We start from the raw sequence: 15,307 nt of genomic DNA on the forward strand, positions 1-15,307 counted from the left end.
CGATGATCCCTGCGCCCCTCGGTCGTTCTGCGGCGTACCCGCCTGACTAGAAGGCGATGTACCAGGCCGGGTCGACGAAGCCGTACCAGCCGTTGTCCTGGTTCGGGCGCATCTCGAAGTGGAGGTGGCAGCCGGTGCTCGCGCCGGTCGTGCCGACGTAGCCGACGATCTGCCCGGCGTACACATACTGGCCCGGAGAGACGCTCGCCCACTGCACCATGTGCGCGTAGCGGGTCTGCCAGCCGTTCGGGTGGTTGATGGTCACCATGTTGCCGCCGGCGCCGTACTCGAAGTAGGTGAGCCCGACGGTGCCTTCGGCTGCGGCGTAGATCGGCGTCCAGCACGCTGTCGCGAGATCGATGCCCGTGTGGTTGCGGGGGTAGAGGCCGAAACCCTCGGAGACGTAGTAGCCGGTCGTCGGGATGACCCAGCCGTTGCTGACGCCACCGCCACCGCCGCCACCGCCGCCACCGCCGCTCGGGGGCGGAGGCGTCCAGCCACCGCCACCGCCACCGCTATTGGCAGCGTCTTCTGCGGCCTTGCGTGCGGCTTCCTCCGCGGCCTTGCGTGCGGCTTCCTCTGCCGCCTTGCGCTGCTCCTCCTCGATGCGCAGGCGCTCCTGGTACCCGGCGACGGTCTTCGTCGTCGTGTCCTTCAGCGCCTCGAGCTTGATCTCGAGGTCGGCCTGCTGCTGCTCCTGCGCCTGCACGAGGGCGCCCTGGGTGCTCACTGCCTCGGCTGCCGCCTGCTCCTTGGCCTCTTTGTCCTGGCGCAGCACCTCGCGCTCCTCGGCCGCGGCCTGCGCCTGCTTGCCGAGCGACTCGGCGGTGTTCTTCGCCTGCTCGGCGGCCTCCGAGATCGTCGTGTTGCGCTCGGTCGCCTTCGACATCGATGCGAGGCGGTCGAGCAGCGCGTCGGCCGTCTCGCCCTCGGTCTCGAGGAAGAGCTCGGCGCTGCGGTCGATGCCGCCCGAGCGGTACATCTGCGCGACGATCGCTGCGGCCTGCTCGGCGGCGACGTCGGCCTCCTCGCGGCTCTTCGCCGCCTGCTCCTCGAGGGTCTTCGCCTTGTCTGCGGCGGCCGCGAGCGCGGCCTCGGCCGCCTGCAGCTCCTGGATGGTCGACGAGTGCAGGTTGCGCAGGCGGTCGAGCTCGACCGCGCCGTCGGCAATGAGCTTCTCGATCTCCTTCACCTTCGCGGCGGCGGCGGCCTCATTGCCCTTCGCCTGCTCGACCTCTTCCCACGTGGGCAGATCGAGGGCGTGCGCCGGGGGCGCCGCGATCTGACCTCCGAGCAGCAGCAGACCCGCGATCAGGGTCGCGCCGACCGTACCGAGCACGCTTCTGCGTCTGTCGATCCGACGGTCGCTCATAGATATCCCCTTATCCCACCGCTTGCAGGTTCTCGAACACGGTAGCACCGTCCGGGCTCCAGAGCACTGAAAGATGCGGTGCTGCGCCCGGATCAGCGAGCTTTCCGCGCTCTTCTGTGCTGCAGACATGGAGAAGCTCTGCGCGCCGATTCCGAACCCTGCGCGGCCGGAGGGCGCCGGCCGGCGACGACCTGCTCGCCGCTACCGGCGCCGCGAACCGAGCACGACCCCGGCACTCGCGACGACGACGAGCAGCATCGCGAGCAGCTGCAGCGGCAGCAGCCGCTGATGCAGCACGACGAGGCCGGCGAGCGCCGCCATGACGGGGCCGAGGCTCGACAGCACTCCGAAGACGCGCGACGACATCCGCTTCAGCGCGATGAAGTCGAGGGCGTACGGAATCACCGAGGTCATCACCGCGAGCAGCAGGAACGCGAGAAGCAGCGCCGGGTCGAGCGCGACGGCCGAGACCGCATCGGCCGCGCCGAACGGCACCACGAAGAGCGCGGCCGCGACGGTGGCCATGACGAGGCCGTCGACGCCGCGCACGCGGGCGCCGAGCTTCGCCGAGCTCAGAATGTACATCGCCCAGAACGCGGCGGCCGTCGCGGCGAACGCGACACCGGCCGCGGTCAGCGTGTCGCCCCCGTCGAGGCCGAGCAGCACCACGCCGAGCACCGCGAGCAGCACCCAGGCCGCGTCGAGAACGCGCCGGATGCCGATGGCCGCCACCGCGAGCGGCCCCATCAGTTCGATCGTGACCGCGACGCCGAGCGGAATCTGCTGGATGGCGAGATAGATGAAGACGTTCATGCCGCCGAGGCCGAGGCCGAGCAGCAGCACCCCGAGCCAGGTGCGGCGATCCCACCCGCGAATGCGCGGGCGCACGAAGGCCAGCAGGATCACGGCCGCGAAGCCGAGCCGGCAGGCAGCCGCGCCGAGCGGCCCGACCGACGCGAAGAGCGACCCGACGATCGCGTTGCCGAACTGCACGCTGCAGATGCCGACGAAGGCGAGCAGGCTCGCGGGCACGCGCTGCAGAGGCGCGGAAGAGTGGGGCACGGAAGAGGATTCTACCCGTGCAACGAAACGAGCCGCCGCCGGGGTCGATCAGAGATCAGCCCCGGGCGGCGGCTCGAGTACAGCAGGCCTTAGAGTGCGCGAATGTTCGCAGCCTGGGGGCCCTTGGGGCCTTCCTCGGTGTCGAACTCGACGCGCTGGTTCTCTTCGAGGCTGCGGTAGCCGGAACCGGAGATCGCGCTGAAGTGCGCGAACACATCACGGGACCCATCATCGGGAGAGATGAAGCCGAAGCCCTTCTCGGAGTTGAACCATTTGACGGTGCCAGTTGCCATAGCGCCTTTCCTTACAGTGTCGTGGACCACGGGAGCAGTCCGGATGACCGCGCCGGCGATGCCGTCGCGGAGTTCATGGCACCGGTGATCCGGTGCGGTGCGGGTTCCGCACGGCCGAGCGTCGAGGTCGAGGAGCCCCGAGAGTCTTGCGTGGAGAAGATGAGAAGTCGATCCGATCGGAACAGCAGCCGAAGCCTGGGGTGAATATTCAAGATGGAGTGCTCGGTCGCCCCTCGGCTCCGGGCATATTGCGGAGGCGGGTGCGGGTGCTGCACTCGAGGCTTCAGTGCTTCGATTTCAAGACTACACGGATGCGGGAGATTTGCACCCCCTCTAACGCGGATTGCCCGGGCACGGGCGAGGCCCCGCCCCGGCGGTCGCCGGAGCGGGGCCTCGCTGCGAGCGACTACTCGCCGAACTTCACCGTGATCGGCTCGAAGCCCGTACCCTTCGTGTCGAAGCCGTCGGCTTCGAGCTCGGAGAGCGCTTTCTCGATGTACTCGTTCGTCCAGGCCGTATCGGCCGGTTTCTTCGTGATCGGGGTCACGCCCTGCTCGTTCTTCGCGATCAGCGCGTTCTCGACCGTCGCATCCCAGGCGGCCTGATCGATCATGCCGAAGCCGCTATCGGCGGGCCAGACGAGCTTGTTGCTCTCGTTGGTCATCCACAGCTCGTGCACCGGGTCCCAGCCCGAGCCCGCATCGATCGTGAACTCCGAAGCCTGCTCGGGGTCCTCGGCCGAGGCCGCCCAGCCCTTCGCGACGGCCTTGAGCAGCTTCACCGCGGTGTCGGCGTACTCGGGCTCGTCGGCGAGGCGCTTCGTGTCGGCCCAGATCGCATCCTGCAGCATCGCGCCGCCGGTGTCGGCGTACGAGATCACGTGGAAGTCCTCCGGCTGGTAGAGCTCGCCGGTCTCGGGGTTCGTGGCCTCGAGCAGCTGCGCGTACTCGTTGTACGTCATCGCCTGGGCGGCGTCGATGTCGCCTTCGAGGAAGGCGTTCATGTCGAACGACTGCGTGATGATGTCGACCGTCGTCGAGTCGAGGCCCTCCTGCGCCATGGCGGCGAAGATCTCCCACTCGTTGCCGAAGCCCCACGAACCGATGCGCTTGCCCTCGAAGTCGGCGACCGACTTGATGTCGCTGTCGGCCCAGGCGACCTGGAGGGTGCCCGAGCGCTGGAAGACCTGGGCGATGTTCGTCAGCTCGGCGTCCGAGGACTCGAGCGTCTGCAGCACCTTCGGCACCCAGGCGATGGCGAAATCGACCTGGCCGGTCGCGAGCGCATCCTGCGGCACGATGTCGCCGCCCGACGGGATGATCTCGACGTCGAGACCCTCCTCTTCGAAGTAGCCGAGCTCTTGCGCCGCGAAGTATCCGGCGAACTGGCCCTGCGGCAGCCACTGGAGCTGCAGGCTGACCGGGGTCAGCTCTCCGCCCCCGTCGCCGCCCGAGTCACCGCTGCCACCGCCGCCGCCGGAGCAGGCGGCGAGCGCGGCGATGGCCGCACCGGCGATGCCGATCTGCGTCCACCGCTTCAGCTTCGATGTGGCCGACGTCTTTGTAAGCCTCATGTTCATTACCTTTCTATTGCCCTGCTGGGAGATTCACTGCGTGATGTATGTCGGAGATGGAATCTAGGGGGTCTTCGCCGGCCTGCCGCGGTTCGCGAGCCGTTCTAGGCCCAGCGTAACGAGGTAAAATAACAGACCGAGAACGATTGAGGCGAGGACGTACGCCCACGCTCTCGCGTACTGGCTCGACGATGCCGCCTGCGAGATGATGCCGCCGAGGCCGCCGCGCGGGCCGCCGAAGTACTCGGCGACGAGCGCCGAGATGACCGCGAGCGACGAGGCGATGCGCACACCGGTGAAGATGAACGGCACCGCGGTCGGCAGGGTGATCGTGCGGAACGTCTGCATGCCACTCGACGCATACGCCCGCATGAGGTCTCGATGCTCGGGGTTCGTCTGGCGCAGGCCGCGCAGGCTCGAGATGAACACCGGAACGAACGAGGCGAGGGCCGCGATCGCCTGGCGGGGGAACTGGGTCGTGCCGAACATGCTGTTCAGGATCGGCGCGAGCGCGACGATCGGAATGACCGCGAGCCCCGCCACGATCGGGTTCACCATGTAGTCGACGGGGCGGATCGCGGCGGCAAGGGCCGCGATGCAGACGCCGAGCACGGTGCCGATGATGAGGCCGATGAGCGAGTTGGAGCCCGTGATCCACGTGCCCTCGACGATCGAGTCGAAGTACTCGCCCGCCTGCTGCAGGATGTCCTGCGGCGTCGGCAGCAGGTAGCTGCTGACGCCGACGACGCCGACGAGGAACTGCCAGAGGGCGAGGATCAGCACGCCGACGATGACCGGCGCGAGGATCTTGCCCCAGGTCTGCGCGCGGGGACTCATCGTGTCTCCACTCCGCGCGCTACGGGGGTGCCCCCGTGCAGGGCTTCGCGCACGGCCGTGATCATCTCGAAGTAGCCGGTGTCCTCGCGCAGCTCTTCGCCGCGCTGGGACGTGTCGGCGAGCTGCATCTGGACGATCTCGGCGATACGGCCGGGGCGCGGCGACATCACGACGACGCGGTCCGAGAGGTACACGGCCTCGGGGATCGAGTGCGTCACGAACACGACCGAGGCCCCGGTCTCGGCGCAGATGCGCAGGAGCTCGGTCTGCATGCGCTCGCGCGTCATCTCGTCGAGCGCGCCGAACGGCTCGTCCATGAGCAGCAGCTTCGGGCGCTCGACGAGGGAGCGGGCGATCGCCACGCGCTGCTGCATTCCGCCCGAGAGCTGATCGGGGAAGTGGTCTCCGAAGTCCTCGAGCGCCACCATCTCGAGCATCTCGGCCACGCGCTGCTTGCGCTCGGCCGCGCCGATGCCGTGCAGTTGGAGGGGCAGGCCGATGTTGTCGCTGACGGTGCGCCAGGGCAGGAGGCCCGCGCGTTGGAACGCGATGCCGTAGTCCTGATCCTTGCGCGCCTGCTGCGCATCCTTGCCGAAGACCTTGAGTTCGCCGCGGGTCGGCGTCTCGAGGTCGGCGATGATGCGCATGAGCGTCGACTTGCCGCAGCCCGACGGGCCGATGAGCGAGATGAACTCGCCGGGTGCGACGGTCAGGTCGATGTTCTGCAGCGCGTTCACCTGGCCGGCCGCCGTGTTGAAGATCTTGTCGACCCCGGAGACCTCGACGGCGGGCGTCGAATCGGTGTCGGGGCGACTGTGTGTGTTCTGCGTCATCGGAATCACGCCTCCGTTCGTCGGTACTTCTTCAATGTGGCGCCGAGCAGGGCGACGGATCCGGCCGAGAGGAGGCCGAGAGCGATCGCTCCGAAGATCGGTGCCCAGGCCTTCGCCGGGTCGCTGCTTGCCTGGCCGGCGTACTGGATGAGCAGTCGGCCGACGCCGCCGCCCATACCGGTCGAGACCTCGGCGACGACGGTGCCGATCACCGCGTTGGCGGCTCCGAGGCGGAGCGCTGCGAGCAGGAACGGAACGGCCGCCGGGAAGCGCAGCACGAAGAGCGTGCGCCACCAGCCCACGGCGTAGGTGCGCATGAGTTCGACGTGCGCCGTCTCCGGGGAGTTCAGGCCTTCGAGCGCGCCGACCGCGATCGGGAAGAAGGCGAGCCACGATGCGATGAGCGCGACCGACATCCAGTCGGTCCATTCGAGCGGGCCGATCTGTATCTGCGCGCCCCACGATCTGACCACGGGGGCGAACGCGATGAGCGGCACGGTCTGCGACAGGATGATCCAGGGCAGCAGGCCCCACTCGGCGAACTTCCAGCGCAGCATCACGAAGGCGAGCAGCAGGCCGATGATGGCTCCGGCCGCCCAGCCGAGCAGCGAGATGCCGAGCGTCACCAGCGACGCCATCATCACGGTGTACCAGAGCGGATCGGCGCGGGACGAACGCGTCGTCCCCTCCATGAGCCGGCTGAACATGTCCCAGATGTGCGGCATCGCGAGATCGGTGGTGCGCGGCAGCACTCTCGTGTCTCCGATGACCAGCCCCTCGGCCGGCCCGAAGGCCTTGTAGCCCTCCCAGAGCACGACGAGCATCAGCAGGCCGACCGCGCCCCAGATCACCATTTTGAAGTCGAACGGTTTGCGCTGCCTGCGCGGTTTCGCCCCAGCCGGTGGCATCGTCGACACCAGCTGAGTGGGGGTGATCGTCATCCCGCGTCTCCCCCCGCTGCGGGCTCCTCGGGCATCGCCCCGGGCTGCAGAGCACGGATCGGCTCGGCGAGGTCGTTCTCGAAGAGTTCGAGGAACCGGCGCTGATCGTGGCCGGGCCCGTGGAACACCAGGTGGTTGAACCCGGCGTCGGTGTACTGCTTGACGGCGGCGACGATCTCGTCGGGGTCGGAGCCGACGATCCACCGCTTCGCGACCTGCTCGATCGGCAGCTCGTCCGCCGCGCGCTCCATCTCGACCGGGTCCTCGATCGAGTGCTTCTGCTCGGCGCTGAGCGAGAGCGGCGCCCAGAAGCGCGTGTTCTCGAGGGCGGCGGCGGGATCGGTGTCGTACGACAGCTTGATCTCGATCATGCGGTCGACGCTGTTCGGGTCGCGCCCGTTGAGCCTCGCCCCTGCGGCGACCGCCGGCATCAGTTTCTCGGTGTAGAGCTCCATGCCCTTGCCCGAGGTGCAGATGAAGCCGTCGCCCGCGCGCCCCGCGTACTTCGCGACGACAGGGCCGCCGGCCGCGATGTAGATCGGCACCTCGGGGGTCGGCCGGTCGTAGATCGATGCGCCGCGGGTCTCGTAGTACTCGCCGTCGAAGTCGACCTGCTCGTCGCGCCACAGCTCACGGATGAGCCTGACGGCCTCGCGCAGGCGGGCGAAGCGCTCCTTGAACTCGGGCCACGGCTTCGCCTGGTCGCCCGCGCCGGCCCAGCCGGTCGCGATCTCGTTGAGCGCTTCGCCGGTGCCGACGCCGAGCATGACGCGGCCCGGGAAGAGCATGCCCATGGTCGCGAAGGCCTGGGCGATGACCGCCGGGTTGTAGCGGTAGTGGGGGGTCATGACAGAGGTGCCCATCATGATGCGCTCGGTGCGCTCCCCCACTGCCGACATCCAGGCGATCGAGAACGGCGCGTGGCCGCCCGTGTGCCGCCAGGGCTGGAAATGATCGGAGACCGTGGTCGAGTCGAAGCCGTGCTTCTCCGCGAGTACTGCGTACTCGACGAGGTCACGCGGCCCGAACTGCTCGGCCGAGGCCTTATAGCCGATACGAATATCACTCATACATTCCTCTCGGGCCGCGTGGCCGGGGCTAGGACTTCGCGAGAATCTGATCGGCGAAGGCAGGGATCACCTTCTCGCCGTACTGGCGCAGCGTCTCTTCCTTGTTGTCGTGCGCGAGGTAGCCGGCGAACTGCGTCATGCCGATGGCTTCGAGCCGGCGCAGCTTCTCCTCGTGCTCCTCGGCAGTGCCGATGAGGCAGAACCGTTCGACGATCTCGTCGGGCACGAAGTTCGCGTGCGAGTTGCCCGCGCGCCCGTGCTCGTTGTAGTCGTATCCCTCGCGGCCCTTGATGTAGTCCGTGAGCGCCTTCGGTACTTCGCTGTCGGCGCCGTAGCGCGTGACGATATCGGCGACGTGGTTGCCCACCATGCCGCCGAACCAGCGCGACTGCTCGATGGCGTGCTTGCGGTTCTCCTCCGTGCCGTCGGTGATGTAGAACGGCGCGGCGACGCAGAACGCGATCTCGTCGGGGTCGCGCCCCGCCTCGACCGCCGCGTTCCGCACCGACGTGATCATCCATTCGGCGATCTCGACATCGGCGCACTGCAGAATGAACCCGTCGCCGACCTGACCGGCGATCGCGAGCGCCCGGGGGCCGTAGGCGGCGACCCAGACGTCGAGCTCGGAGCCCTTGCTCCACGGGAACTGGATGTGCGCGTCGTTGATGAGTGTCGAACGCGAGTTGCCGAGATCCTTGATGACCTCGATCGACCGTTTGAAGTCGCGCAGCGTGACGGGCTTGTCGTTGAGCACGCGCACAGCCGAGTCGCCGCGGCCGATGCCGCAGATGGTGCGGTTGCCGAAGTGGGCGTTCAGCGTGGCGTACGTCGACGCCGTGACGGTCCAGTCGCGGGTGGCGGGGTTCGTGACCATCGGGCCGACCTTGATGCGGGCGGTCTGCTCGAGGATCAGCGAGTACAGCACGTAGGGCTCCTGCCACAGTACGTGCGAGTCGTACGTCCAGAAGTAGTCGAACGAGTGCTGCTCCGCGAGCTTGGCGAGGCCGAGCGTGCGGGCGGCGGGCGGGTTCGTCTGAACAACGGCACCGAATTCCATGTTGTCTCTGTCCTTTCGAAAGCTGCGGGTCGACCTAGATGAGGTACTGGCTCAGGCTGCGCTTGACGAACTGGCCGTGGCTCTTCGAGCCGTGGTATTCGCCGTTCTCGATGAGCACCTTGCCGCGCGACATCGTGACGTCGACGTGGCCGTCGATCTCGAAGCCCTCCCAGGCCGAGTAGTCCATGTTCATGTGGTGGGTCTCGTTGATGCCGAGCTTCGTCTTGCCCTTCGGGTCGTAGACGACGATGTCGGCGTCGGCACCGGGCTGGATGACGCCCTTCTTGCCGTACATGCCGAACATGCGCGCCGGGGTCGTCGAGATGAGCTCGACCCAGCGCGGCAGCGAGATGCGCCCGTCGACGACGCCCTGATAGAGCAGGTCGACGCGGTGCTCGACCGAGCCGATGCCGTTCGGGATGAGGCGGAAGTCGTCGCGGCCGAGCTCCTTCTGATCCTTCATGCAGAAGGGGCAGTGGTCGGTCGACAGGGTCTGCAGGTCGTTGGTGCGCAGGCCCTTCCACATGGCGTCGAGGTGGCCCTCCTCCTCCGAGCGCAGCGGCGTCGAGCAGACCCACTTGGCGCCCTCGAAGTCGCCCCACTCCTCGCTCTTCGCGCCGAGCTGCTGCTCGATCGAGAGGTAGAGGTACTGCGGGCAGGTCTCGGCGAACACGTTCTTGCCCTTGTCGCGCGCCCAGGCGACCTGTTCGAGCGCCTGCTTGGCGCTCAGGTGCACGATGTAGAGCGGCGTATCGGCGACATCGGCGAGCATGATGGCGCGGTGCGTCGCCTCCTCCTCCATCTGCCAGGCGCGTGCGATGCCGTGGTAGTACGGGCTCGTCTTGCCCTTCTCCACGAGCTGCGCGGCGAGCAGGTCGATGGCGGGGCCGTTCTCGGCGTGCATCATCGTGAGCATGCCGAGCTCCTTGGCCTTCTGCATGGCGCGCAGAATCTGCGCGTCATCGGCGTAGAAGACGCCCGGGTAGGCCATGAACATCTTGTACGAGGTGACGCCCTCGTCGACGAGCATGTCCATCGCCTTCAGCGAGTTGTCGTCGACGCCGCCGATGATCTGGTGGAAGCTGTAGTCGATGGCGCAGTTGCCTGCCGCGAGCTCGTGCCAGTGCGCGAGGCCGTCTTCGACGCGCTCGCCGTGGCGCTGGATCGCGAAGTCGATGATGGTGGTCGTACCGCCCCACGCCGCGGCGCGGGTGCCGGTCTCGAAGGTGTCGCTGGCCTCAGTGCCGCCGAACGGCATCTGCATGTGCGTGTGGCCGTCGATGCCGCCGGGCACGACGTACTTGCCGGCCGCGTCGATGATCTTGTCGGCGTCGGCGCTCGAGGTGCCGGGGCTGACGACCGCGACGATCTTCTCGTCCTCGATCAGCACGTCGGCTGCGACCGTGCCGGTCGCGTTGACGACGGTTCCGTTGATGATGAGCGTTTTCATCGGTTGCTACTCCTCTTCATGTGGTCCGTTCAGGCATGCGGTGCTTACGGGGCGACGATCGGGCCGTAGGCGTCGGGGCGGCGGTCGCGGTAGAACTGCCACTCGTCGCGCACCTCGGTGATGAGGTCGAGATCGAGGTCGCGGATCAGCAGCGTCTCGTCGGTGGTGTTCGCGCGTTCGCCGACGAAGTTGCCGCGGGGGTCGACCATGTACGACGTGCCGTAGAAGTCGACGGCGAGCTCGCCGTACTCGTTGTCCTCCTTGCCGACGCGGTTCGGCACGACGACGTAGTAGCCGTTCGCGCCGGCCGCGGTCGGCTGCTCGAGATCCCACAGGCGGTTCGACAGGCCGGGCTTCGAGGCGTTCGGGTTGAAGACGATCTGCGCGCCGCCGAGGCCGAGCACGCGCCACCCCTCGGGGAAGTGGCGGTCGTAGCAGATGGTGACGCCGATCTTGCCGACGGCGGTGTCGAACACCGGCCAGCCCATGTTGCCGGGGCGGAAGTAGAACTTCTCGTAGAAGAAGTCGACGTGCGGGATGTGGTTCTTGCGGTACTTGCCGACGATCGTCCCGTCGGCGTCGACGACGACGGCGGTGTTGTAGTAGACGCCGGGCATGTCCTCTTCGTAGATGGGCAGCACCATGACCATCTGGTGCTCCTTCGCGAGCGCCGCGAAGCGCTGCACGATGGGCCCGTCGGCGGCTTCGGCGTAGCGGTAGTACTTGCGCTCCTCGGTGATGCCGAAGTAGGGGCCGTAGAACAGCTCCTGGAAGCAGATCACCTGGGCGCCCTCTGCGGCGGCCTGGCGCACGAACTCCTCGTGCTTCTGGATCATCGACTCCTTGTCGCCGGTCCACTTCGCCTGTGTCGCGGCTACACGTACGGTAGTCATCAGCTATGTCACTCCCTTGTGCGTGGGGTCCGCTTCGCAGCGCGCCCCGGTTCGGTTGAATATCCACCACCACGTGGCGAGCACTCCGTCCGCCGGTCGCCGATCCGCACCCCGCACATGCCGCCCGCGCGGCGCGACTTCGCTGTCGTGCCCGTTCGGGTCGGTGCGGCGTTCGGAGCGTCCGTCTTCAGGAACCCTCGTTACCGTGGTACCCATGTTGGTCGGCCCCGATGGGGTCCGGCAGGCTCAAGCCGTCAAAGTTGACGTACCGTTTTTTACAATTTGCCAATCCGCCTCTCCGGCCCCACTCCGGTTGAATGAGGGGGTACGCTGGGTGGCTCCCGCAGTACCCGGCGGAGTAGCCCGACAAACGCGAGAGGGGGCGGTGCGGTGCCCGACGAACAGCGACCCGGCGACTGGACGGTCGTGATCCCGATCCGCGACCCCCGCACCGGTAAGAGCCGTCTGCGCGCCGGCGCCGCCGTGAACGCCGCCATCGCCCGCGACACCCTCGCCGCCGCCCGCGCCTGCGGAGCGGTCGGGCGCGTGCTCCTCGTGACCGACGAGACCGATTGGCTCGGCCCCGAACTGCTCGCCTCGTCGAAGGTGCATGTCGTGCAGCAGCACTCCACGGGCCTCGCTGACGCGATCGAGCTGGGCCTCGAACGCGCCGGTCGAGGCCGGGTGGCGGTCATGCTCGGCGACCTGCCGAGCCTCGCCGCGACCGAGCTCGAGGCGGCCCTGCGCGCGGCCGACGACGTGCCGCTCGGCATGGTCACCGACCACTGCGAAACGGGCACGACGCTCATCACCGCGCCCGACGCGGCTGATCACCGGCCGAGCTTCGGCCCGGGTTCGGCGGCGCTGCACCGGGGCCTCGGCTACGAGGAGCTGCCGGTGCCCACGGGGTCGGGCCTGCGCCGCGATGTCGACACCCCGGAGGATCTCGACCGCGCCCTGCGGCGCGGCATCGGCGCCGCGACGAAGCGGGCCGTCGAACGTTCCGAGGCGCTCGCGAGTTGATCGCCGCCCACCGCGCCACCGCGCACCGCACGCACCGCACGCACCAGGAGGCCACTGCATGAAGATCGCCCTGCTCGCCGGAGGCGTCGGCGGCGCCAAGTTCGCCCAGGGCCTGCGCGCCGAGCTGCGCGCGCAACATCCGGAGGCCGAGCTGAGCATCGTCGCGAACGTCGGCGACGACATGTGGCTGAGCGGGCTCAAGGTGTGCCCCGATCTCGATTCGCTGATGTACGCCCTCGCCGGCGCGAACGACGAGGTGCGCGGCTGGGGGCGGGCGGGCGAGAGCGAGCGGGTCAGCGCCGAGATGACCGCGTACGGCGCCGGCTGGCCGTGGTTCACCCTCGGCGACCTCGACCTCGGCACGCACATCGCGCGCACGGGCTTCCTGCGCGACGGTCTCACGCTCACCGAGGCGACAGCGCGGTTGAACGAGCGCTGGGAGCTGGGCGTGACGCTGCTGCCCGCGAGCGACGACGACGCCGAGACCTGGGTCGTGCTCGACCCCGAGCACCCGGGAGCCGCGGGCGAGCCCGAGGCGCTGCACTTCGAGGAGTGGTGGGTGCGCCTGCGCGCCACTGTGCCCGCGGTCCGCTTCGAGCGCCGCGGCCGGGAGGGCGGTGGGGCCGTCGCGAGCCCGACCGCGGTCGCCGCGATCGGCGCGGCCGACGTCGTCATCGTGGCGCCGTCGAACCCGGTCGTCTCGATCGGCACCATGGCGGGCTTCCCGGGCGGGGCGGGCCGCGCGGGCGTCGCGGGCCTGCCAGGGATCGCCGAGGCCCTCCGCGCCTCGGCGGCCCCCGTCGTCGGCGTCTCCCCCATCATCGAGTCGAGCCCACTGCGCGGCATGGCCCGCCAGTGCCTCGAGGCGCTCGCCCAGCCGTGCACGGCCGAGGCAGTCGGTCTCGGCTACGGTGCGCGCAGCCGGGGCGGCATCATCGACGGCTGGCTGGTCGACACGGTCGATGCCGCTGCGCTTTCCGCGCTCGAGGCAGCGGGGCTCGCCGCCTCCGCCGTGCCACTGTGGATGCGCGACGAGGCGACGAGCCGGCGTCTCGCGGCCGATGCCCTCGCCTTCGCGCTGTCGCTCGGAGACTAGCGGGCGCCGAGCCCCACGCTGGCGTTCGCCGCTGCCTCGGCGAGCGCCGCAGCGAGCTCAAGCCACTCGCTTTCGGAGAGCGCACCGCTCGGGGCGGCAGAACCGAGAGCGCCGACGACGTCTCCACGATGCCCCCGCACCGGTGCAGCAGCAGCTGTCACGCCTTCTTCGAGCGTGTCGTGCACCATGGCCCAACCCTTCGCTTGCACTCGGGCGATCGCCTCCTCGAGCTGTTCCTGCGTCGTGGGAGTGCGTGAAGCCCGCTTATCGAGCGGCTTCTCTACTACATGTTCGAACAGCGATGCGTCCGAGAAAGCGAGAAACACCTGCCCGGAAGCGCAGCCATGGTAAGGCAGTGGCGTGCCGGCCGGAATGAACTCACCGCGACCGAATTGCGGCACGCGCAAGGCTTCGAAAACCGCATCGCGGCTCGGCATGTTCAACGTGATCACTACGTGAAATCGTGCGTACAGACTTTCCATGAATGGCCGAGCGACATCGATGAGGCTTGTAGATTCGATCGCGCTCTGCCCGAGGGAGATCGTCATCGGGCCGAGACGGTAGCGCTTGCTGTCTGCCTCCTGTGCGACCAGGTCGTCTTGCATCAAGGTGAAGAGCAGCCGGAAAGTCGTGGACTTGTTCAGTCCGATCCGCTCGGATAATTCCTGCAGAGTCTGCCCGGGTTCAAACATCAAAGCATCGAGCACACGCGCAGCGCGCCTCACCGACTCGATCGTGTAGTCATTCATGGGCTACCTCATTCACCGGCCACACCTGAGGGGCGGCCTTGAAACAGCGCAGCGAATGCGCATTTGGCCGTATTGACGCTGTCTGAACCATCGACTAAATTAAAATGATACTTGATTTCACTTAGTAAAACCAGAAGGGTGGCGAATTCGTCATCCGGAAGCACTGACTTAGAGGATTACGATGAAGAAATCCATGCTCACTCTCGGCATTCTGACCACGAGTCTCCTCGTCGTCACCGGCTGCAGCAGCGCGAGCAGCGAGGAGGCGCCCTCGAAGGCCACCCTGGCTCCTCCTGCGTCGGTCACCGAAGCCGGAGAATTCAAGGTGTGCGCCAATATTGCGTACCCTCCCTACGAGTTCTTCAAGGACGGTACACAGGAGCCCGACGGCTCCGACATCGCCGTCGCTCGAGCGATCGGTGATCTGTGGGGCGTGCCAACGACCCACCTCAATGTCGGTTTTGAAGGCCTGATCGCCGCGGTCCAGACCGAGAAGTGCCAGGTCGCCCTCAGTGGCATGTCGCCGCTCCCCGAGCGCCTCGAGGCGGTAAGCTTCGTCGTCTACCAGCAGAACGGCACACTGATCCTGGTGCCGAAAGGCAACCCCGAGGGACTCGATTCGCTCGAGTCCCTGAGCGGTATGCGCGTCGGCGTCATGCTGGGCAGCTCGCAGGCCAAGGTGCTCGAGGACTTCAACACCGAGCTCGAAACAGCGGGCAAGCCTCCCGTCAAGATCACCACCTATTCGAAAGACACCGACGCGCCGGCCGCTCTCATATCGAACAAGCTGGACGCATACTTCGCGGCAGGCCCCTCGGTCATGCAACGCGTCAAGCAGGCATCGGATCAGCTCGAAGTCACGGGTGAGCTCGTGAACCCCGAACTACTCGCGGTGACGGTACGCAAGGACGACGCCGAGATGCTCGAAGGCCTGAGCGAGGCGATCAAGGAGCTCTACGCGAATGGGACGATGACTCAGATCCTGGAGGAATGGGACATGGACAAGGAGTCACTGCCCGCCGACCAGCAGGGTGAGATCGTCGAGTGATCGCGTTCGA

Annotated in this window: 15 protein-coding genes; 3 read left to right on the forward strand and 12 right to left on the reverse strand. The window is 67.7% G+C overall.

The genetic code is table 11. The features are described 5' to 3' along the window. Window positions 1-46: 46 nt before the first annotated feature. From NHL51_RS13230 to NHL51_RS13280, 11 genes are all read right to left on the reverse strand, one after another. The gene (locus tag NHL51_RS13230; protein ID WP_434144481.1) at window positions 47-1,372 is read right to left on the reverse strand and encodes a peptidoglycan DD-metalloendopeptidase family protein; all 1,326 of its coding nucleotides are present in this window, start codon (window positions 1,370-1,372) and stop codon (window positions 47-49) included. 201 nt (window positions 1,373-1,573) lie between these two features. After that, window positions 1,574-2,434 carry an EamA family transporter gene (locus NHL51_RS13235; RefSeq protein ID WP_434144483.1) on the reverse strand — a complete coding sequence of 287 codons (861 nt, stop codon included), beginning with the start codon at window positions 2,432-2,434 and terminating at the stop codon, window positions 1,574-1,576. Window positions 2,435-2,523: 89 nt separating this feature from the next. Next, complete coding sequence (gene cspE, locus NHL51_RS13240) at window positions 2,524-2,727, reverse strand: transcription antiterminator/RNA stability regulator CspE (RefSeq protein ID WP_434144485.1); 204 nt, start codon at window positions 2,725-2,727, stop codon at window positions 2,524-2,526. 406 nt (window positions 2,728-3,133) lie between these two features. After that, window positions 3,134-4,300, reverse strand: a complete 1,167-nt coding sequence (locus NHL51_RS13245) for an ABC transporter substrate-binding protein (RefSeq protein ID WP_434144487.1) — start codon at window positions 4,298-4,300, stop codon at window positions 3,134-3,136. Window positions 4,301-4,363: 63 nt separating this feature from the next. Beyond that, window positions 4,364-5,137 (reverse strand): ABC transporter permease, encoded by a 774-nt coding sequence (locus NHL51_RS13250; RefSeq protein WP_434144488.1) that lies wholly within the window; start codon window positions 5,135-5,137, stop codon window positions 4,364-4,366. Next, a complete protein-coding gene (locus NHL51_RS13255) occupies window positions 5,134-5,970 on the reverse strand; it encodes an ABC transporter ATP-binding protein (RefSeq protein WP_434144490.1) in 837 nt (278 codons plus the stop codon). Before NHL51_RS13255 ends, NHL51_RS13250 begins: the two co-directional genes overlap by 4 nt. Before the next feature lie 5 nt (window positions 5,971-5,975). Continuing rightward, a complete protein-coding gene (locus tag NHL51_RS13260) occupies window positions 5,976-6,911 on the reverse strand; it encodes an ABC transporter permease (RefSeq protein WP_434144492.1) in 936 nt (311 codons plus the stop codon). Beyond that, window positions 6,908-7,981 (reverse strand): glucose-6-phosphate dehydrogenase (coenzyme-F420), encoded by a 1,074-nt coding sequence (gene fgd / locus NHL51_RS13265; RefSeq protein ID WP_434144493.1) that lies wholly within the window; start codon window positions 7,979-7,981, stop codon window positions 6,908-6,910. The genes NHL51_RS13260 and fgd overlap by 4 nt, the downstream gene beginning before the upstream one ends. 28 nt (window positions 7,982-8,009) lie before the next feature. Further along, window positions 8,010-9,038 carry a TIGR03842 family LLM class F420-dependent oxidoreductase gene (locus tag NHL51_RS13270; protein WP_434144495.1) on the reverse strand — a complete coding sequence of 343 codons (1,029 nt, stop codon included), beginning with the start codon at window positions 9,036-9,038 and terminating at the stop codon, window positions 8,010-8,012. A gap of 34 nt (window positions 9,039-9,072) precedes the next feature. After that, window positions 9,073-10,488, reverse strand: coding sequence for a dihydropyrimidinase (gene hydA, locus NHL51_RS13275; RefSeq protein WP_434144497.1), 1,416 nt, complete (start codon window positions 10,486-10,488; stop codon window positions 9,073-9,075). A gap of 44 nt (window positions 10,489-10,532) precedes the next feature. Further along, entirely contained in the window at window positions 10,533-11,381 is an 849-nt protein-coding gene (locus NHL51_RS13280; protein WP_434144499.1) for a nitrilase-related carbon-nitrogen hydrolase, read from the reverse strand. 390 nt (window positions 11,382-11,771) lie between these two features. Between NHL51_RS13280 and NHL51_RS13285 the strand changes: the two genes are divergently transcribed. Both NHL51_RS13285 and cofD read left to right on the forward strand, forming a co-directional pair. Next, complete coding sequence (locus NHL51_RS13285; RefSeq protein WP_434144501.1) at window positions 11,772-12,404, forward strand: 2-phospho-L-lactate guanylyltransferase; 633 nt, start codon at window positions 11,772-11,774, stop codon at window positions 12,402-12,404. A gap of 58 nt (window positions 12,405-12,462) precedes the next feature. Further along, window positions 12,463-13,500, forward strand: coding sequence for a 2-phospho-L-lactate transferase (cofD, locus tag NHL51_RS13290; RefSeq protein WP_434144502.1), 1,038 nt, complete (start codon window positions 12,463-12,465; stop codon window positions 13,498-13,500). Here the strand turns inward: cofD and NHL51_RS13295 are convergent. Continuing rightward, window positions 13,497-14,249 carry an IclR family transcriptional regulator gene (locus NHL51_RS13295; protein ID WP_434144504.1) on the reverse strand — a complete coding sequence of 251 codons (753 nt, stop codon included), beginning with the start codon at window positions 14,247-14,249 and terminating at the stop codon, window positions 13,497-13,499. The genes cofD and NHL51_RS13295 overlap by 4 nt on opposite strands. A 181-nt stretch (window positions 14,250-14,430) precedes the next feature. Here NHL51_RS13295 and NHL51_RS13300 point away from each other — a divergent pair, with 181 nt between their 5' ends. Further along, complete coding sequence (locus tag NHL51_RS13300; protein WP_434144506.1) at window positions 14,431-15,297, forward strand: ABC transporter substrate-binding protein; 867 nt, start codon at window positions 14,431-14,433, stop codon at window positions 15,295-15,297. Window positions 15,298-15,307 lie beyond the last annotated feature (10 nt).

Origin of the sequence: Leucobacter sp. gxy201 (genome assembly GCF_051043335.1) — a bacterium.
GTDB lineage: Bacteria > Actinomycetota > Actinomycetes > Actinomycetales > Microbacteriaceae > Leucobacter.

What these genes read in the sequence shown, in the direction of transcription:
- NHL51_RS13230 (WP_434144481.1), bottom strand. Translation starts at nt 1,372, where the DNA reads ATGAGCGACCGTCGGATCGACAGACGCAGAAGCGTGCTCGGTACGGTC.
- cspE (WP_434144485.1), bottom strand. Translation starts at nt 2,727, where the DNA reads ATGGCAACTGGCACCGTCAAATGGTTCAACTCCGAGAAGGGCTTCGGC.
- NHL51_RS13245 (WP_434144487.1), bottom strand. Translation starts at nt 4,300, where the DNA reads ATGAGGCTTACAAAGACGTCGGCCACATCGAAGCTGAAGCGGTGGACG.
- NHL51_RS13250 (WP_434144488.1), bottom strand. Translation starts at nt 5,137, where the DNA reads ATGAGTCCCCGCGCGCAGACCTGGGGCAAGATCCTCGCGCCGGTCATC.
- NHL51_RS13255 (WP_434144490.1), bottom strand. Translation starts at nt 5,970, where the DNA reads ATGACGCAGAACACACACAGTCGCCCCGACACCGATTCGACGCCCGCC.
- NHL51_RS13260 (WP_434144492.1), bottom strand. Translation starts at nt 6,911, where the DNA reads ATGACGATCACCCCCACTCAGCTGGTGTCGACGATGCCACCGGCTGGG.
- fgd (WP_434144493.1), bottom strand. Translation starts at nt 7,981, where the DNA reads ATGAGTGATATTCGTATCGGCTATAAGGCCTCGGCCGAGCAGTTCGGG.
- NHL51_RS13270 (WP_434144495.1), bottom strand. Translation starts at nt 9,038, where the DNA reads ATGGAATTCGGTGCCGTTGTTCAGACGAACCCGCCCGCCGCCCGCACG.
- hydA (WP_434144497.1), bottom strand. Translation starts at nt 10,488, where the DNA reads ATGAAAACGCTCATCATCAACGGAACCGTCGTCAACGCGACCGGCACG.
- NHL51_RS13280 (WP_434144499.1), bottom strand. Translation starts at nt 11,381, where the DNA reads ATGACTACCGTACGTGTAGCCGCGACACAGGCGAAGTGGACCGGCGAC.
- cofD (WP_434144502.1), top strand. Translation starts at nt 12,463, where the DNA reads ATGAAGATCGCCCTGCTCGCCGGAGGCGTCGGCGGCGCCAAGTTCGCC.
- NHL51_RS13295 (WP_434144504.1), bottom strand. Translation starts at nt 14,249, where the DNA reads ATGAATGACTACACGATCGAGTCGGTGAGGCGCGCTGCGCGTGTGCTC.
- NHL51_RS13300 (WP_434144506.1), top strand. Translation starts at nt 14,431, where the DNA reads ATGAAGAAATCCATGCTCACTCTCGGCATTCTGACCACGAGTCTCCTC.